Source organism: Kitasatospora sp. NEAU-69 (assembly GCF_057158765.1).
Genome location: NZ_JBWXUE010000005.1, coordinates 194,498 through 211,918, shown reverse-complemented (window position 1 = coordinate 211,918; position 17,421 = coordinate 194,498). Strand labels below are relative to the sequence as shown.

Genomic DNA, 17,421 nt, shown 5'->3' with positions numbered 1-17,421 from the left:
GGTCACCTCCTCGCAACACCGGCCGTGCGTGGGTCAGTAGAAGAGACCGCCGACCATCAGATGGGCGACGACCTCGGGTCCGGCCTCGGCCAGTCGCCGGCCGATCTCCACCAGGACGGCCACCTCCTGCGCCGACAGCTCTGCCAGCAGCTCCCGCTGACCGTCGGTCAGCTGGTCCACCGGGATGCCCGACGCGCTGAGCACGTCGAGCGGGTTCTGCTCCTCCATCAGCGCGCTCCTCGCCCGCTTGACGACAGGCCCCAGGACAGCGGCCGGCCGGCCACGCGGGCCGGCGGCCGCTGTCCCCGAGGCGGGCCCGTGCTACCAGACGAACCCGCCGACGGTCGATGTGGGCGGCACCTCGTGAGCGGCGACCTGGCCGTCGAGGCGCTCCTTGATGGAGTTCATCACGGCCACCTCCTCGGCCGAGAGACCGGCGATCACCGCGAGCTGCTCCTCGGTGGCGCCCTCGAAACTGTGACCGGCCGCAGCCAGCGCCTCGATCGGATCGAACGACATATCCGTCCTCCTCCATGCGGAAGGGATCCGCCGCCGCGCGGACGCGCGGGGCGGGATTCCGGGGCCGACCGGCCGTCAACCAGTCGGCCCCGGAGGTGAGTTCGCTACCAGACGAAGCCGCCGACGGTGTCGACCGCGTGGTCGTGGGCGGCGACCTGGCCGTCGAGGCGCTCCTTGATGGAGTTCATCACGGCCACCTCCTCGGCCGAGAGACCGGCGATCACCGCGAGCTGCTCCTCGGTGGCGCCCTCGAAACTGTGACCGGCCGCAGCCAGCGCCTCGATCGCGTCGAACGACATATCCGTCCTCCTTCTTGCGTTTTCCTGGCGCGCGGACCGGTGTGGCCCGGCGCCGTCTGGGGGGCCCGTTCGCACGGGCGGGGTGGCGGGAGCGGACCGCGCGGGCCCTGCACCTGCCTCGTCCTTGTCGGAAGCCTCGGGCGGTTCCACGGCCTCGGGCGGTTCCGTCGCGGGCGTGACGTCGGCGGGCCGGAGCCACAGGAACAGCCCGCCCAGCAGCGTCAGCCCCGCACCCGCCGCCGCCAGCACCCACCCCAGCCCGATCCACACCGCCAGCGCGGCGCCGAGCAGCGGCGCGGCGATCTGCAGCACCGTCGGCACCACCCCGACCACCGCGATCACCCGCCCCATCAGGGCCTGCGGCGTGGCGCGTTGGACGAGGTACTGGAAGACCACGATGATCCCGGTCGAGCAGAGCCCGATCGCGACGGCGACCGGGGCCCAGAGCAGTGGGGCCATCCGGAAGCCGGTCAGCGCGGCCGCGCCGGTCAGCGCGACCAGTGCGCCGGTCGCCGCCTGTGAGGCGGCCAGCACGCCGAAGGCGTTCCAGTTCCGGCCCCACTTGCCCACGATCACGGTCCCGGCCACCGCACCGGCGGCGATCGCGCCGAGCGCGGGCCCGTACAGCGAGCTGTGCAGGCCGAGTCCGAGCAGGACCAGCGGCGAGAGCGTGTCGAATGCCATCACCAGCAGGACGGTGGCGGACAGGCTGCCGATCGCCATCAGCAGCACCCGGTTGCCGAGGACGAAGGCGAAGCCCTCGCGCAGCTCCCGCCGGAACCGGCCCCTGGTCGGCTGCCGTCCCGCGCTGTCACCGCCGGACGGCGGAGCGGTCTGCGGAGCGGCCGCCGTCGCGGTCTGCGCCGGATCGGCCGGCACGCGCAGCCGCGAGAGGATCAGCGCCGAGCCGAGGAAGCTGGCGGCGTCGGCGACGAAGGCCAGGTGCGGGCCGCCGAGCGTGATCAGCAGCCCGCCGACCGCGGGCCCGGCGACCTTGCCGGCCTGCGTGACGAAGGCGCTGAGCGAGTTCGCCGCGAGCAGCCGGTCGGCCGGGACGATCCGGGTGAGCGCCGACTGCTGGGCAGGGCCGAACAGCGTCCCCGCCGCGGTCTTGGCGAGCAGCAGGACGAGCAGCACCCGCAGGTCGGGCGCCACCAGGTAGCAGAGCACCAGGGCCGCGCGGGTCAGGTCACAGGCGATCATGGCCGATCGCTGCGGCAGCCGGTCGGCCCACACCCCGGCGACGGGGGCGAGCACGATCCAGGGCAGCACGGTGGTGATCGAGACGGCCGCGAGGCCGCCGGCGCCGTCGTGCCACCGGTAGGCGACCAGGTAGATCAGCGCGACGTAGTCGATCCAGTCGCCGAAGCCGGACAGCACCTGCCCGGCGAAGAGCCGGCGGAACTGGCGCAGCCTCAGCGCGACGAAGAATCCGTTCCCGGGCATCGGTCACGACACCTGCGGGGAGGTGGGCGCGGACGCCGGCGGGGAGGTGGGCGCGGGCTCGCCGGCCAGCAGCGCCTCGAAGAGCTCGCACGCCCCCTGGAGGGTGTGCAGCGCGCTGACCCCGATCACCGTCCGGTGCTCCGCCGTCAGTGGCAGCCCGTCGATGGTCTGCATCAGCTCGTCCCGGTGCCGGACGTCGAGCACGGTGTGCCGGCGCAGCGTGCGGAAACCCTCCGCCGGGTAGCCGGTCCGCTGCTGCAGCACTGCGGCCAGGTCGGGCGAGGGCGGGTAGCCCTCCAGGACCGCGATGTGCCCGAGCAGCGCGATCGGGTGGTGGTGGCGGATCCAGTAGTACTGCGCCCCGACCAGGTTCGCGACGGCCGGCCCCGGCATCGCCGAGAGCAACCGGTCCGGGTCCTGCCCGATCGCGGCGAGGTCCTCGCGCACCCACTCGTCGTGGCCGCTCTCCTCGCGGCGGTGCCGGCGCAGGTAGCCGACCAGCCCGGCGGCGACCGGGTCGCCGCCCGCGAGGGCCTCGGACCGTTCCAGCGCCAGGTCCATCAGCGGCACGGTGGCCCGGATCGCGCCGTGCAGCGCGCAGAGGTAGCGCGGATAGAGCTCGGCGACCGAAGGCGACTGCCACAGCCGGGCGGTGAGCGACCAGAAGCGCGGGATCAGCAGGTCGAGCTTCACCTGCAGTACCTCGCTGGCGGACGGCGTGGACGTCCCAGACGTTCCGGACAGCATCTCCGTCATCCGTGGACCTCCCGGCCGAGCAGAGCGAGTGCCTTCAGCAGCGGATCGGCCTCCTGGGCGCGGACCCGGCGGGTCATCGCCCAGCACATGCCGCAGATGTCGCCGAACTGACGGTCGGCCAGGTCCGCGAACCGGGGGTGTCCGGTGAGCGCCCCGCCGCCGACCAGCCCCAGCGCCTGGTAGAGCGGCGCCTGCCGGAAGCCGGCCAGCGCCTGCCCGACCTCGGCGCCGTCGGCGCAGTCCCGGCGCAGTTCGGCCGGACCGCCGCCCATCAGCACCGATTCGTTGCAGCAGGCGGTGACCCGCCCGTCGTAGCGGACGACCGGCGAGACCACCAGCTCGCACCGACCGAGCTCGCGGCCCGCCACCCGGTGGCCGCGCGCGAAGAGGCCGGCCCCGCGCCCGTGCGGCAGGCCCTGGGTGGGCACCAGCTCCGCGTACCGCGGCCAGGCCTCGCCGAAGGCCGCGCGCAGCAGCGCCTCGGCCCGTGGCACCGAGCCGTCCTGGTCGACCACCTGGACGACGATCGGCAGGTCGTGGTCGGCGATCACCTTCGCGGCCCGGGTGAAGCGCTCGGCTCCGGTGCCGGCCTCGTGGTAGGCGTCCGTGCTCAGGTAGACGCAGCGGCAGCGGTCCAGCACCTCGTGGATCCAGCGCGGCGGATCGTCCGCGCCGCCCCAGACGCCGCTGGTGTAGACGACCAGGTCCTTGCCGGACTCGGCGAACCGCCGCGCGGCCAGCGACAGCGCCCGGCGCTCCACGAACGGCTCGCCGCCGGAGACGCCGACCGTGGTCAGCACGGGGTCGGCGCACAGCAGCTCGACGATCTGCTCGAAGAGCGCGAAATCGGTGATCCTCGGGCTGTCCGGACGCGAGTCCACCGAGCAGTGGGCACAGCCGACCGGGCAGCGGTCGGTGATGAAGAGCAGCACGGTGGCGCCGGGCGTCTGCCGGATCCGGTTGACCTGCGCGTGCGTCAGCCGCGTCTGCCGCGTCAGCCGATGCACGCCAGGTCCCGGGGCGTGCCGCTGCCGAGTGTGACCAGGTCCGCGTAGCCGGCGACGCCGAACCGGCGGGCGAAGCCGACCGGGCCGGCCGCCACCGACGCGCGCTCCACCACCTGCTCGATCATGGAGCTGTGCGGCAGCAGCGTCAGTTCCCGGACCCCTTCCTTCACTCCGGGCACGCCGGAGAGCTTCCAGCAGGTCTGGCAGTACCCCTCGCAGTCGCTCACGCCGCCGAGCCGCGCGGCCAGGTACTCCGGGCCGTACGTCCTGATCGCGCGGACCATCGGGGACTCCAGCGCCTTGCGCTTGATGCCGGACCAGTCGTCGCGGGCGATGTGCCCGAGGTAGAGGTGCGGGGGCAGCGGGACCTTGCCGTCCATCACGTCCTGGTTGCCGCAGGAGGTCACCGCGCCGTTGAAGCCGATCACCGGCCAGGCGGAGAGCGAGCAGGGCGCGGCCGACACGGGGTAGGACGCGTGCGGCGCCTGGTCCATCCACTCCCGCGCCCGGCCGACCGAGGCGAGCGGCACCACCAGCATCGGCACCCGGTCGTCGAACTCCCGCCGGACCGCCGCGGTGATGTCCGCCAGGTACGGATCGTCCGGCCCGGTGCCGGTGATCTGCAGGCTCACGTCCTTGCCGTCGTCCAGCACCTGGTGCAGCACCCGGAAGACCGCCGAGCGGGGGACCTCCTCCTCGTGGAAGCGGTCGGTGCTGGCCGCGAAGTGGTCCACGGCGTCGATCGCCGCCTTGACGGCCTTCGGGATCCGCGGCCGGCACGCGAAGAACAGCCCGGACAGCACATGGCTGCGCGCCCCCACCGCCCGCGCCAGCCCCGCGATGTCCCGCACCAGCGCCGGGCGCAGCAGCGCCTCACCGCCGGACATCAGCACCAGCTCGGGGTGCTCCTCGGCGGTGAAGGTCTCGGCGAAGCGGGTGAACATCCTCGCCGGGTACTGCTCACTGTCCATCAGCGATTCGGTGGAGCAGTGGCGGCAGTGCAGCGGGCAGCGCCGGGTCAGCCCGAAGTAGATGGCCGACAGCGGCACTGGCCGCAGATCCAGGATCTCCGTGAGGTGCAAGCGACCGCTCCCTTCGAGGCACTGCCCGACCGGCTGTGACCAGATCCTCGACCACGGCGGTTCTGCTTCGGTTTGAAAGCGGTTTGCCGGCGGATAAGACCGGCGCACGGGAGCACCTGACCTGACCGACCGACAGAACCCGTGCAAGCGCCCTGACGTGGGCACGACCCCTCCGGGCGAGCGGCCGTCCGGGGGGACGCACCGTCGGCCGGGGGCGCTACTGTCAGCGCACCGCACCACAGGGAGGACGCTCATGAAGAAGACCACCATCGAAGCCGGATCCCCGCCGGCGGAGGTGGCCGACCTGCTGGTGGGGCTCTCCGGGCAGTTGGCGCGGTGGCAGGACGAACTCGCCCACGCACAGGCACAGATGGTCTCCCTCTCCCTGCCCGCACGGGACGGCACGGCGGCGCTGCCCTGCGAGGAGGCCGTCCGACTCCTGCTCGCCGCAGTGGCCCACGGCGCCCGGCGCATCTCGCACGTCCGCCCGTCCGACTCCCCACTCCTGGACTGCCTGACGGCACAGGCGGCCGACTGGCCCGACCCGCGACTCTCCATACAGGAACTGATCAGCCGCCCAACAAGCCTGCAACACCCCGCCCCTGAGCAACACCGGCGTGCCGTCCGGACCACCTGGAACAGACTGCACGAAGTCCTGATCATCGACGAAATCGTGGCCCTGATCCCGTCCGCCACCTCGGAGGGCGTCGAGGTCACGGTGGTCAGACAGGCAGCCGTGGTCCAGCAGTTGGCACAGTTCTTCCGCGCCGCCTGGAGCCAGGCGGCGGCACATTCGCACGAGCCGGCATCCCACCCGGACGGAACCGAGACCGAACTCAAGCACCGAATCGTCCAGTTGCTCGCCGAGGGCGCCAAGGACGAGACCGTCGCCCGCCGCCTGGGCATCTCCCTGCGCACCTGCCGCCGCCACATCGCCGAGATCCTCGACCAGTTGGGCGCCTCAAGCCGCTTCCAGGCGGGCGTCAGAGCAGCCAGACTCGGCACCATCCTGGCCGCCGACCGCCCATGACGCTGCGCCCCACCTGCCCCTTACTCGATTTCCGCCTGCCTGGCGGCTGGCAGGATGACGGCATGGCGAACCCCAGCAGTAGCGTCCACCGGATCAAAGTCACCCTTCACGGGGCCCGGCCGCCGATCTGGCGCCGGCTGGAGCTTCCCTCCAGCACCACGCTGCAGCAGGTCCACCACATCGTGCAGGAAGCCTTCGGCTGGCAGGACTCCCACCTGTGGGTCTTCGAGACCCCGGCCGGTGACTTCGGCATCCCCGACCCGGAGTTGGGGCACCGCAGCGCCGCCGCGAAGAAGCTCCGTGACGTCGCCCCCGAGGCCACTGACCGCGTCCACTACATCTACGACTTCGGCGACCGCTGGGAGCACGACATCCTCGTCGAGGCCGTCCACCCCGCCGAACCCGGCACCACCTACCCCCGGTGCCTGACCGGACGCCGCGCCTGCCCGCCCGAGGACTGCGGAGGCGTCTGGGGCTACGAAGACCTGCTGCGAATCCTCGCGGACCCGACAGACGACGAACACGAAGAGCGCCTGGAATGGCTCGGCCTGGACAGCGCCGACCAGTTCGACCCCACAGCCTTCGATCCCGCCGCAGTCAACGCCGCCCTCGCCGCCCTGACCAAGGCCCGCCCGTGAAGCCACAGGTCCGCCCCGTTGTGAACGCCGTGCTGACGGAAGGAACGAACGACTTCGTCCCCTGGACACGCTGATCTGGCACGCATGCGCCACGGCGGAAGACCACCTGGACTACCCCAGCCTGGTCCACGACGCCACCCTGGCCCTCATCGATGGCGGCCTGGCAAAGTTCGGCGACCTCGGTGACCAATTCATTCCCTGGCCGGGCACCCCCGATCAGGTCGCCAGCCGAGTCGTGGCCCAGTGCGCACACTTCGACTGGCATCCACAGGGCGCAGGCTGCTGGATCGAGAACACGCCGGCGGGAGACGCATGGGCCCAACGGCTGACCAAAGAGGCCTGACCGACGCCCAGCCAGACCCCCGCCGGATCAAACGCGTTGCTGCACCAGATCACCATGTTCTCGACTGCAGGTACCCCTGGGCCTGGTGCCGGCTCACGGACGGGGTGGGGTGAGGACTCCATCCTCCACAACTTGCCGCTCCTGTGGGCCTCCACCTGGGACCCTCCGGCAGCCCGTCCGCCGCGTGACTCCTGGACACCAACGAGCCCACCCTGCCATCGCCCACGACCCAGCCATCCGCTCACGCAAACGGCCTCGGACGAGTCTCCCGAAGCCGGCGATGAAGCTCTCAGAAGACCCAAGTTGCAGCTCATCCGGTTTCTTTTGTCGGGTTCGAACCGACGCCCCCCGCTTTACAAGCCCCACCCGGATCCTGACAGGGCGTGATGTCTGCTGCCGCGTGGCGCTGAACCCGCAGGTCAGCGCCACACGGCAGGTTTCTTGATCCACCTCGGCGCGCCTCCTGCCACCCCGTCCGCTCACGCATCGCTCACGCAGCACCGCACGCAGGAGCGCCCAGAGTCGTGCTCGGACTTCCGGGAGTGGCTTCAGCCAGGCTGGTCTACGCGGCATGGCCGCTAGCATCAGAAGCACAGCTGTCAAGAGTCATCAGCGACTCATGGCCTGACGCAAGGCACTTGCCCCTCCGTATGCCGCGGAAGCCCGACGCCTGTACCTGGCAGGACGAATCTCGTCAACTTGCCTGCACGGAGGGCAACATGAGCCCTATGCTTCCTTCGTGCTGAAGAGACTCCGTCTGTCCCACTTCAAGGGATTTGCCCAGTTCGATATCTCGTTTGGGCAGCAGGCCGTCCTAGTGGGGCCGAACAATGCCGGCAAGAGCACAATCATCTCCGCACTACGCCTAGCAGCAGAGCAGGTATCCTTCGCCCGCCGCAGAAACTGCATTGACCGCTTCAACCTCGATGGAAATCTTTGGGCACTGGGGCATAGACTTTCAAGCAGCATTGGAAACCCCTCCGGATTCATCGGCGAGAACATCCGGCATGAGTTTCGCGAGGCAGAGACTCGCATGGAAGTCAGTTTCCAGTCAGGTGCCGCACTGAAGTGCATCTGGCCAGTTGATGAGCCCCCGTTCTTCTGCCTGGTGGAGCCAGACGGCTCAATCTGTAGCACAGCAACAGCAGCTCGGAATATCAGCCCCGTGATCGGCGTCGTTCCAACCCTTACACCCGTCCAGCATCGCGAGCTCATGCTCACCGAAAAGTACGTTCGGGAAAGTCAGTCGACACGCCTATCAAGCAGTCATTTCAGGAACCAGCTTTTCCACCTTCGGGCCAGCGACAGGGACTCGTACGAGGAACTAGTAGATTTTATTCTCGAGAACACTCCAGAGATCCAGAGTCTATCTCTCGCGGTGCGCCCGGGAGACAAAGTTGCCGAGCTTGACTTGTACTTTACGGAGACATCGTCTCGCTCGGAAAAGGAAATCTTCTGGGCCGGAGATGGTCTTCAAATTTGGCTTCAGGTACTTGCGTCACTGTACCGACACCGAGGCGCGAAGACACTGGTTCTGGATGAGCCGGATGTCTTCCTACATCCTGATCTCCAGCGTCGCCTTGTAAACGTCCTGGAGGAGCGGCCACAACAGTGGATTATGGCCACACACGCCCCAGAAGTACTAACTGAATCTCGCCCTGATTCCGTTATCTGGGTGGATCGCGCTCACACTCGAGCAAAATCCCTCAGGGGCTCCAAGGGCTTCGAGCAGGCCAGTCAATTGCTTGGCTCTGGTTTCAACCTCGGAATGGCAAGGGCCCTGCGCGCAAAGGTAGCCCTTTTCGTCGAGGGGCAAGACATGAAAGTACTTAGGAACTCTGCGCGCAAGCTGGGCGCAAAGAAGCTAGCTGGGGAGAAGGGGGTCGCCGTGATCCCTCTAGGCGGATTCGACGGATGGAATCATGTCGGGGCATTCTCCTGGCTGAACAAGAACCTCCTGGGGGATGCGGTCAAGACCTTCGTCATCCTGGATAGGGACAACCGCACAGATCAACAAGCCTTCGATGTGACCAGTGAGCTTTCGAAGTCCGGCATCCGGGCTCACATCTGGAACCGGAAGGAGCTCGAGAGTTACTTCTTGCACCCAGCTGTGATCTCACGCCTCTCCGGGGCCGATTTGACAGTGATCGAGCAGCTCCTTGCACAAGCAGTCGAGGAACAGAAGGTTGACACGCAGGCCCAGTTTATCTTGCGTCGCCAGACCGACCTAGTAACGGCACGAGCCCACGCCATGGAGGTCACGAGAGCCGCCCTGCCAGATTTCGAACGCCAATGGAACGGCCATTCGACACGCATAGCCATGGCCCCGCCCAAAAAGATCATCGCGAGCCTGAATAGAAAGCTCGCGGATGCGAACTACAAGGCAGTTTCAGTCCGAGCCATCTCCAATAGCATGCGGACAGAGGAGATGGATGCGGAGCTACGGGATATCCTCCTCGAAATCGAAGCAGCCATTTCAGGCGCGCACGCTCTATAGTGCGTGGCATCGCACAGGATGCGCTTTGTTCTCGCAAAATCTTCGGCACCGAGCCCGCCCTTCGGGTCAACCACTCACGGAGAGTCGAACGGCGGATACCTCCAGGGGCACGCGTTCTTGGGCTGCTCGCTACATCTACTGTCCACTGGCCGGTATCGTTGCTCAATGTAATCAACTCGATGCGAGCAGTGGGAGCATGCCGTGGTTGGGGGAGCGAGCATCACCTTCGGTGAGTCCATCGCCAAGCTGCGCGGGCGCAAGGGCTGGTACCAACGGGACCTCGCCGCCGAGGTCGGCCGCACCGAGGACTGGGTGTCTGGCGTCGAGCGCGACGTCATCCCGGTGCGGAATGTCGAGATGCTGTCCGTTCTCGCCCGCGTGCTCGGCACGACGCTGGAGGAGCTGCTCGCCCATCCGCAACCCGCCGCAGCCGCCTCCGCTTCGCCTCGACGCAAGGTCAGCTCGGCTAGGCTGACGGCCAGTCCGGCTGCCGAGGAGGTTGACGTCGAGGTGCGACGCCGTGAACTCCTGGCCGCTGCGGCTGCCGCCGTCTTCACCCCCGTCATCGTCGGCGCTCAGCCCGCCGGCGCGAGCGTAGCGCCGCTGGCTCCGTTGGAGGAGCTGGTGCTGAACGGGACGGCGGCGATCCCCGGACAGCGCGAGCCCACTGCCGAGAGCGTCCGCACGTCGATTGCGACGGCTCGTCAGGAGTTCCGAGCCGCCCGCTACGACGCCCTCGGCCAGGCCCTGCCAGAGTGGATCGCCGCCGCTCAGAGCGTTGGTACGCCAGAGGAGTCCGCCCGCGCGCTGGCTGCGCTCTACAACATCGCGGCCCGGCTGTGCATCAAGGTCGGCGACAACGGCCTGGTCGCCATTACCTCGGACCGTGCCCTGACCGCCGCTCGGGTCAGCGGCGACGGCCTGGCCGTCGCCGAGGCCCAGCGGATGGTTTCCAGCGCCTGGCGCCGCCAAGGGCACTTGAGTCGAGCCACCGACATCGCCGTGCGGGCCGCTCATGAACTGCAGCGCAACGACAGCATCCTGGAGCCGGCCCGCCTGGCTGCCCAAGGCGACCTGTACGCCACTGCCGCCTACACCGCTGCAAAGCTCGGCGACCGCGGCTACGCGCACTCACTGATCAGCGAAGCAGCTGACGCGGCTCGCGCCGCCGGCGACACCGCCGGCATGCAGAGCGTGGCGCTCCACCACCTGTCGGTGCATTACGAGCTCGGCGATGCCGGCCAGGCGATCGAGCTGGCCCGGACGATCAATCCGGCCGCGCTGCCCACCTCCGAGCGGCAGGCGCGCTTCTTCATCGACGTGGCCCGCGCCTACGACCAATGGGGCAAGCCAGCGCAGGCCTACCGTGCGCTGCTGGCTGCCGAGCAGGCCGCTCCGCAGGAAATCCGCCGTGGCTCCGCACGCCAGATCGCGACTGGCCTGCTCAGCCACGCCGGGACCCTGCCGGGCGTGCGCGACTTCGCCGCCCGCGCTGGCGTCCGACTCGTCTGACCCGTAAGCGTCTTACGGGCCCGTAATCGCGCTACGGACCTGATCTTCGCCGGAGCCCTTCACTGGGGACAGCCACTCCTGTCCCTGCTGACGAGAGCGCCGATATGCCGACGAACAGCTTCTCCTCCCCCGCCGTCTCCAGTCCGCGCCACCGTACGCCTGACCACGACCGGCTCGGCACCTTCCTGACCGCGTCCTGGGTCGCGCTGCACTTCCCCGTGTTCCTGCTACTCGGCCTCGCCATCCACCATGCCGACACTCGCCCTCAGGCGGCCATCGCCGCCACCACCCCTGACCTGCCTGTGAGCTAGGTCAGGCACCTCTTCACTCGCTCGCCCGAGAGGAGAACAGCCATGCACCATGCCCCCGAAATCCCGACGCTCAGTGCTGAATTGGCGCGCTTCGACTACCGAACCGCCCCGGAGTACTACTTCGACACCGAGCAGGTCACCGACCCGGTCGTGCTCCACCTGCTCAGCTGCTGCCCCACCGTCTTCGGCCTCAAGAAGGCCATGACCAACCTGCTCGCCAGCCGTGACGGCTTCGCTCTGCCCACCTCGGAGGGCGTCATCGAGCCCGGCGCCATCGTCCGAGGTGAGGTCATCGTCGCGGCCGGCGCAGTCATCGCCGAGGGCGCGTTCGTCACCGGTCCGGTGCTGGTCTGCCCCGGTGCGGTGATCGAGGCCGGCGCCCGGGTGCGCGACAACACCGTCATCGGCCCCGGCTGCCGGATCGGCTTCGGTGCCGAGGTCACCCGGAGCCTGCTGATCGGCGGCGCCTTCATGAAGCACACCAGCTTCGTCGGCGACTCGGTCCTCGGCCTCGGCGTCAACATCGGTGCCTTCGTCTCCACCACCGGCCTGCGGTGCACCTCCGGCCCGGTCACCGAACCGGCCACCGAGGAGGTCAACGCCTACCTCGACGGCCACCGCATCGCCACCGGCCAGACCAAGTTCGGCGCCGTCATCGGCGACGGTGTCGTCGTCCCGGCCGGCACCGTATTCCAGCCCGCCACGCTCATCGGCGCGCGCACGGTGCTCTACCCCAAGACCCAGGTCGGGGGCTTCTTCCCCGCCGGAAGCCAGGGAAGGTGACCATGAACCAGCAGGCTCCGCTGCCGCCCACCACCGACGACCGCGCCATCCGCGTCACCGGCGGCCACCGTCTGGAGGGCACGGTGTCGGTGCAGGGCAGCAAGAACATCGCCCTGCACCTGTACGCCGCCGCTCTGCTGGCCGACGAGCCCCTGACTCTGACTCGCGCGCCAAAGATCCTCGACACCCTGGTCTGCGCGGAGATCCTCAACCACACCGGCACTCCGGCCAAGGTCATCGACGACCGCTTCGAGATCGTCCCGGCCGCCGCCTGGTACCCGGTCATCCCCGACCAGCTCGGCCGCCGCATCCGCACCACCGCCGTCATGGCCGCCGCTCTGCTCGCCCGAACCGGACAGGTCACCTTCCCCCTGCCGGGCGGCGACGCCTTCTGCCGACGCCTGATCGACCGGCACCTCGCCGCGATGGAGGCCGCCGGCGCTACCCTGGCCGTCACCGGCACCCACGTGAAGGCCCGTATCGCCAGCTGGGACTCGGCGCCCTTCACGACCGACGCCGCCACCCGCTCCTGGGGCCCTAGCCTGGGCGCCACGGTCACCGCGATGCTGCTGGCCGCCCGCATCCACGGCACGTCCAGCATCCTCAACCCCAGCGTCGAGCCCGAAGTGATGGTCACGGCCGCAGTGCTCGCGGCCGGCGGGGTCGGCATCACCTGGGAGAGCACCGGCGCCCTTCACGTCACCGGCACCGACCGCATCACCGGTGGCGTCTTCCAGGTCCCGCCCGACCGGCTGGAGGCCGCAACCCTCGCCCTGGCCGCCACGATCACCGGCGGCACCGTCCACTTGGACAACTTCCCGACCAGCGAGTTCCCCACGGGGTTGGTGGCCGTCTTCGCCGATGCCGGAATCGAGCTGACCTCGGTGAACGGCGGCACGCTCGCCCGCTGCCCGGCCGGCCCCCGCGCCGTGCAGGTGGTCACCGGCCCCCACCCCGCTTTCCCGACCGACGTGCAGCCCCAGCTGACCGCCTTCCTCACCCAGGCCCCGGGCATCTCCCGGGTCGAGGAGCGGATCTATACCGAACGCGGCACCCACGTCGGTCCGCTGCGAGCGTTCGGCGCCGCCGTCAACACCGACGGCTCGGTCATCACCGTTCGCGGTCCCGCCCCGCTCGTCGCCGCCGACGTGGCCGGGGAGGACATCCGGGCGGTCACCGCGATGCTGATCGCCGCCTTGGCTGCCGAGGGCACCTCTACGATCCGAGGCATGTACCACCTGCGACGTGGCTACGGCAGCCTGCTGCCCAAACTGGCCGCGCTGGGTGCCAGGCTGACGATCGATCGGGAGCTGTCGTGACCACCTCTTCATGGAAGTCGACCATGCTCGCCGACCTGCGGGAGTGCCTGGAACTGCTGACCGCCGACGGCACGGTACCTGGTGGCGTCATCGCCTGCGGCACCTTCGACGGCGAGCCGGGCTTCCTGACGGCGGGCATCGTCGCCCCCGAATGCGACGGCACCCGCCCCGGCCCGGACACGCTCTACGACGCGGCCTCGTTGACCAAGGTGCTGGCCACCTGGCTGCTGATCTTCTTCGGCTGCATCGACATCGACCGCCCGGTCCACACCTTTCTGCCCAGCGTGCCCGCCCAGGCTCCCGGCGGGCAGGTGACCGTACGCCAGATCCTTGCCCACACCACCGGACTGCGGGCCGACACCCGCCTGGACCAGTACCGCGGCCGACGCGAGGACCTGGCCCAGTTGATCTGCGGCGAGCCGCTGATCGGCGAGCCCGGCGCCGGCCACCGCTACATCAACCGCGGCTTCATCCTCGCCGGCCTCCTGCTCGCGCAGGACGCCGGCCACCGTTTGGAGGACCTCGCTGCCGAGGCGTGGGCCGCCCTCGGGATGACCAGCACGACCTACGGGCCCGTCGGCCGCTCGAACCGGGTCGCCCCGACCGAAAAGCGCCTGGCGGGGGCCCCGCGCCTGTGGGGGATCGCACACGACGACAACGCTGCCCTGCTGGGCGGGGTAGCAGGCCACGCGGGTGTCTTCACCACCGCCACCGACCTGGCCACCTACGCGGGCTTCCTCCTGACCTGTCACCGCGACGGCACCCGGCTGGGCCGCTGGCTGGCCCAGAGCATGGTCCCGCAGGTCGCGATCGAGCCCGGGCTGGACCGCGGACTGGCCTGGATCCTCGCCGACGAAGGGCAGGTCGCCTACCACCACGGCTTCACCGGTACCAGCCTCTACCTCGCCCCGCGCACCGGCCGGTACCTGGCCATCTGCACCAACGCGGTCTACCACCACCAGGACAACCGCACCCGCCTCGCGCCCCTGCGCGCCCTCGCGCTCAAGGCGATCACCGCCGAACCCTAGGGAGGAACCAGCCGTGGCCCCGACCGCGCTCGCATCCCTGACCACCCTGCGCCTCGGCGGCCCCGCCGACCGCATCCTGATCCACTCCGACCCCACCGACTGGCCCGACACCGTCCGAGCCGTCCACGAACAGGGCGAGCGGGCGCCCGTCGTGCTCGGCCACGGCAGCAACGTCATCGCCTCCGACGCCGGTTACCCCGGCACCGTCGTGGTGGTGAACACCCGTGGCATCGCCGCCGAACGGGCAGACGACAACACCGTGGCCGTCACCGTCCAGGCAGGCCACCCGCTCACCGACCTCGTCAGCTGGGCCGCTGCAGAGCGCCTGGCCGGGATCGAGTGCCTGGCAGGCATACCCGGCACCACCGGTGCCGCCCCGGTGCAGAACACCGGCGCCTACGGCCAACAGCTCGCGGACACCCTCGACCACGTCACGGCCTGGGACTGGCAGACCAACCGACTGCGCACCCTGCCCGCCCACTCCTGTCGGCTCGGTTACCGCCACAGCCGCTTCAAGGTCGAGGCCGGCCGCTGGACCGTCCTCAGCGTGACCCTGCACCTCACCCGGACCAACCAGGCTGCGCCAGTGACCTATCAGCACCTCTCCGCCGAACTCGGTGCACCGATCGGCGCCCGACCGACCGTGCCCGAGGTGGCCGCAGCGGTGCTGACCAACCGCCACCGCCGCGGGCTCCTGCTCAACCCCCATGGCTCGGAAGCCCGTCAGGTCGGCTCGGTCTTCCTCAATCCGCGCGTCACTGCTGCCCAGGCCCACCACTGGTCAGCCGCAGGCTGCCCGGCCCACCACGACACCGATGGCCAACTCCGAGCCAGCGCGGGCTGGCTGCTGGAGCACGCCGGCTTTCGGCCGGGAGACGCTGTCGTCGCGGGCGTCCGATGCTCGGGCTACCGGAGCCTCACACTCGTAGCCGACCAAGGCGCCAGCGCAGCGGGCTTCACCGAAGCAGTCCGCTTGCTCACGAAGCGAGTCACTGCAAGCACCGGAATCACTCTTCACGCTGAGCCCACTGGCATCGACTCGCGGGTGCAGCCCTCAGGGTGGTACCCCGACCCGGACAAGTAGGGAACGAGGCCATTGGAGGCACCACTGCTGGCGGACACACAGCAGCGACGCCCCCCGCCTCACCAGCCTCACCCGGATCTTGAGAGAACGTCATACGCGAACAAGACCATTGCCGCCGAATCGAACCCCGACACGGAGGCTCATCCCGACCGGACGAACACCCTCCCGTGCCCACGGCACCTGGGCTCCTGCCGAGGTGGCCCTCGCCGTCGTCGCATCGGCCCCGGGGGTGAAGCGTGTGCTCCTGTCGACCGGCAACCCGGAACACTGGACTCAGGCGGCCGAAGCCGTCGGCCGATCGCCACTGTCACCGGACGTACTCCGAAGGGTCGTTGATGTACTCGGAACCTGAGCCGAACACCGCCGAGCGGATGCGCGAAGCACACGCCACAGCGGCTACCGCGCTCGGCGCGACCGCGAACGGCTCCCCCGAGTCGTGGGGCTGGCGCGGACGGACCCTCAGCCGCCCGGTTACCACGGCGTCCGGCGAGGGCTGGCTACGTCTGGTGTCCGCACCGGCCGAGAAGGCCGGCGGCAAGCTCTGGGAGGGGCCGCAGGAGGCGGAGCGACTCATGCCTGCTGCGGTCCCCCGACCACGGCTGACGGGCTGGCACACCTGGACCGAGAGCGAACACGGTTACCTGGCAGAGCTGTACGACAGGGTCACCGTTCCCACCATCGCGACCCACGAGCCGACCCTCCGGAAGGCGCCCGACCTGGACGACGCCTGGTGGGACGGACTCAGCACCGCCCTGGACGCCATCGCCGGCGTCCCCAGCAACCGAGTAGCGGTCCGTCAGGAGTACCTGGACCGCGCAATGCCGCAGTACCTCGGCATCCCGATCGACACCAAGGTGCCCGCCTGGACGACCGCCCACGGGGACCTGCACTGGGCCAACCTCACAGGTCCGACCCTCACGGTGCTCGACTGGGAAGGCTGGGGCATCGCGCCCGCCGGCTACGACGCAGCGCTGCTGTCTTGCTACAGCCTGCTCGTGCCGGACACCGCTGCCGAGGTACGCCTGCGGCTCGGGCACATCCTCGACACGCCCGCAGGGAGGTTCGCCGAGCTAGCGGTCACCACTGAACTCCTGCAGACCACAATTCGGGGCGACAACCTCGACCTTGAGGAGCCCCTGCGGAGGCGGGTGTTCGAGATCACCGGCGCTCGGCCCTCCGGGCGGGGGAACCGCGTCGAGTAGCACTTGGGATATCCGACGCGACGACTTTCTCCGCCCACTCGTGCGGTGGGACCGGGCACTGCGGCTCAGCTTGTCGCAGACGCATCAGCCTTTTCCGGTAAGGGACTTCGCGACACCGATGATCGAGGAGAGGAGAGCAACGATCGCACCCAGGCTCGCGAGGCTCGTAGTGGCGTTGGGGAAAAGATCCGCCGAAATCTCTCGCCACCGGCGTCGCACGACGAGTCCCTTCAGCTTCTGCCATTGATGCTGCTTGATGTGGCAACCACGAAGAACGCCACGGCCGTTGTTGCGGCAGGTCTGCGCCTCACCACGATTCAGAGCAGCACACGGGACTGGTGCCTGGAAGAGAAACCACAGGAAGCTCAGAGCAGACAGAGTTGTGATCGCTGGGGGCCCGAAGTCAGCGGTCAACCATCCGGTCATAGCAACGACGAAAGCAATCAGCCCCCAGTAGCGCCAAAGGCCGTTCGTTCTCTTCTTATTAGCCATAGCGGCGTACGGTATCGACGTGTAGGGAGGTGCGGGGAGAGCGCACAGGTGCATGGGGCGCGCGACGGGCGCG

At 69.3% G+C, this 17,421-nt stretch carries 17 protein-coding genes; 10 read left to right on the top strand and 7 right to left on the bottom strand.

The annotated features are described in order from the left end of the window. Positions 1 to 33: 33 nt before the first annotated feature. From AC060L_RS08340 to AC060L_RS08315, 6 genes are all read right to left on the bottom strand, one after another. The gene (locus AC060L_RS08340) at positions 34 to 228 is read right to left on the bottom strand and encodes an aroma-sacti cluster domain-containing protein (protein WP_483797929.1); all 195 of its coding nucleotides are present in this window, start codon (positions 226 to 228) and stop codon (positions 34 to 36) included. Positions 229 to 321: 93 nt separating this feature from the next. Then, entirely contained in the window at positions 322 to 519 is a 198-nt protein-coding gene (locus AC060L_RS08335) for an aroma-sacti cluster domain-containing protein (RefSeq protein WP_483797928.1), read from the bottom strand. A gap of 104 nt (positions 520 to 623) precedes the next feature. Then, positions 624 to 2,264: an MFS transporter gene (locus AC060L_RS08330; RefSeq protein ID WP_483797927.1), complete on the bottom strand. Its 1,641-nt coding sequence runs from the start codon at positions 2,262 to 2,264 to the stop codon at positions 624 to 626. A 3-nt stretch (positions 2,265 to 2,267) separates the two neighbouring features. Further along, entirely contained in the window at positions 2,268 to 3,020 is a 753-nt protein-coding gene (locus AC060L_RS08325; protein WP_483797926.1) for an iron-containing redox enzyme family protein, read from the bottom strand. Next, positions 3,017 to 4,027, bottom strand: a complete 1,011-nt coding sequence (locus tag AC060L_RS08320; protein ID WP_483797925.1) for a radical SAM protein — start codon at positions 4,025 to 4,027, stop codon at positions 3,017 to 3,019. Before AC060L_RS08320 ends, AC060L_RS08325 begins: the two co-directional genes overlap by 4 nt. Further along, positions 4,015 to 5,109, bottom strand: coding sequence for a radical SAM protein (locus tag AC060L_RS08315; protein ID WP_483797924.1), 1,095 nt, complete (start codon positions 5,107 to 5,109; stop codon positions 4,015 to 4,017). The genes AC060L_RS08320 and AC060L_RS08315 overlap by 13 nt, the downstream gene beginning before the upstream one ends. A 253-nt stretch (positions 5,110 to 5,362) precedes the next feature. Between AC060L_RS08315 and AC060L_RS08310 the strand changes: the two genes are divergently transcribed. The 10 genes from AC060L_RS08310 to AC060L_RS08265 all read left to right on the top strand — a co-directional run bounded on the left by AC060L_RS08310 (position 5,363) and on the right by AC060L_RS08265 (position 16,856). Further along, positions 5,363 to 6,139: a helix-turn-helix transcriptional regulator gene (locus AC060L_RS08310; RefSeq protein WP_483797923.1), complete on the top strand. Its 777-nt coding sequence runs from the start codon at positions 5,363 to 5,365 to the stop codon at positions 6,137 to 6,139. Between the two features lie 62 nt (positions 6,140 to 6,201). Beyond that, positions 6,202 to 6,777 (top strand): plasmid pRiA4b ORF-3 family protein, encoded by a 576-nt coding sequence (locus tag AC060L_RS08305; RefSeq protein ID WP_483797922.1) that lies wholly within the window; start codon positions 6,202 to 6,204, stop codon positions 6,775 to 6,777. A 1,082-nt stretch (positions 6,778 to 7,859) separates the two neighbouring features. Beyond that, positions 7,860 to 9,617, top strand: coding sequence for an ATP-dependent nuclease (locus AC060L_RS08300; RefSeq protein WP_483797921.1), 1,758 nt, complete (start codon positions 7,860 to 7,862; stop codon positions 9,615 to 9,617). Between the two features lie 201 nt (positions 9,618 to 9,818). Continuing rightward, complete coding sequence (locus AC060L_RS08295; RefSeq protein ID WP_483797920.1) at positions 9,819 to 11,129, top strand: helix-turn-helix domain-containing protein; 1,311 nt, start codon at positions 9,819 to 9,821, stop codon at positions 11,127 to 11,129. A gap of 104 nt (positions 11,130 to 11,233) precedes the next feature. Next, positions 11,234 to 11,440, top strand: a complete 207-nt coding sequence (locus tag AC060L_RS08290) for a hypothetical protein (protein WP_483797919.1) — start codon at positions 11,234 to 11,236, stop codon at positions 11,438 to 11,440. Between the two features lie 42 nt (positions 11,441 to 11,482). Further along, the gene (locus AC060L_RS08285) at positions 11,483 to 12,223 is read left to right on the top strand and encodes an LbetaH domain-containing protein (protein ID WP_483797918.1); all 741 of its coding nucleotides are present in this window, start codon (positions 11,483 to 11,485) and stop codon (positions 12,221 to 12,223) included. 2 nt (positions 12,224 to 12,225) lie between these two features. Further along, positions 12,226 to 13,542, top strand: coding sequence for a UDP-N-acetylglucosamine 1-carboxyvinyltransferase (locus AC060L_RS08280; protein ID WP_483797917.1), 1,317 nt, complete (start codon positions 12,226 to 12,228; stop codon positions 13,540 to 13,542). Beyond that, positions 13,539 to 14,570, top strand: a complete 1,032-nt coding sequence (locus tag AC060L_RS08275; RefSeq protein WP_483797916.1) for a serine hydrolase domain-containing protein — start codon at positions 13,539 to 13,541, stop codon at positions 14,568 to 14,570. The genes AC060L_RS08280 and AC060L_RS08275 overlap by 4 nt, the downstream gene beginning before the upstream one ends. A gap of 13 nt (positions 14,571 to 14,583) precedes the next feature. Beyond that, positions 14,584 to 15,654, top strand: coding sequence for a UDP-N-acetylmuramate dehydrogenase (locus AC060L_RS08270; RefSeq protein WP_483797915.1), 1,071 nt, complete (start codon positions 14,584 to 14,586; stop codon positions 15,652 to 15,654). A 335-nt stretch (positions 15,655 to 15,989) separates the two neighbouring features. After that, entirely contained in the window at positions 15,990 to 16,856 is an 867-nt protein-coding gene (locus tag AC060L_RS08265; protein WP_483797914.1) for a hypothetical protein, read from the top strand. An 84-nt stretch (positions 16,857 to 16,940) separates the two neighbouring features. Here the strand turns inward: AC060L_RS08265 and AC060L_RS08260 are convergent, their stop codons facing one another. After that, complete coding sequence (locus AC060L_RS08260) at positions 16,941 to 17,348, bottom strand: hypothetical protein (protein ID WP_483797913.1); 408 nt, start codon at positions 17,346 to 17,348, stop codon at positions 16,941 to 16,943. Between the last annotated feature and the right edge of the window lie 73 nt (positions 17,349 to 17,421).

Excerpts from the sequence above, each read along its gene's own strand:
- AC060L_RS08265 (WP_483797914.1), top strand. The coding sequence starts at position 15,990 with ATGTACTCGGAACCTGAGCCGAACACCGCCGAGCGGATGCGCGAAGCA.
- AC060L_RS08340 (WP_483797929.1), bottom strand. The coding sequence starts at position 228 with ATGGAGGAGCAGAACCCGCTCGACGTGCTCAGCGCGTCGGGCATCCCG.
- AC060L_RS08260 (WP_483797913.1), bottom strand. The coding sequence starts at position 17,348 with ATGGCTAATAAGAAGAGAACGAACGGCCTTTGGCGCTACTGGGGGCTG.
- AC060L_RS08285 (WP_483797918.1), top strand. The coding sequence starts at position 11,483 with ATGCACCATGCCCCCGAAATCCCGACGCTCAGTGCTGAATTGGCGCGC.
- AC060L_RS08310 (WP_483797923.1), top strand. The coding sequence starts at position 5,363 with ATGAAGAAGACCACCATCGAAGCCGGATCCCCGCCGGCGGAGGTGGCC.
- AC060L_RS08305 (WP_483797922.1), top strand. The coding sequence starts at position 6,202 with ATGGCGAACCCCAGCAGTAGCGTCCACCGGATCAAAGTCACCCTTCAC.
- AC060L_RS08290 (WP_483797919.1), top strand. The coding sequence starts at position 11,234 with ATGCCGACGAACAGCTTCTCCTCCCCCGCCGTCTCCAGTCCGCGCCAC.
- AC060L_RS08330 (WP_483797927.1), bottom strand. The coding sequence starts at position 2,264 with ATGCCCGGGAACGGATTCTTCGTCGCGCTGAGGCTGCGCCAGTTCCGC.
- AC060L_RS08325 (WP_483797926.1), bottom strand. The coding sequence starts at position 3,020 with ATGACGGAGATGCTGTCCGGAACGTCTGGGACGTCCACGCCGTCCGCC.
- AC060L_RS08335 (WP_483797928.1), bottom strand. The coding sequence starts at position 519 with ATGTCGTTCGATCCGATCGAGGCGCTGGCTGCGGCCGGTCACAGTTTC.
- AC060L_RS08280 (WP_483797917.1), top strand. The coding sequence starts at position 12,226 with ATGAACCAGCAGGCTCCGCTGCCGCCCACCACCGACGACCGCGCCATC.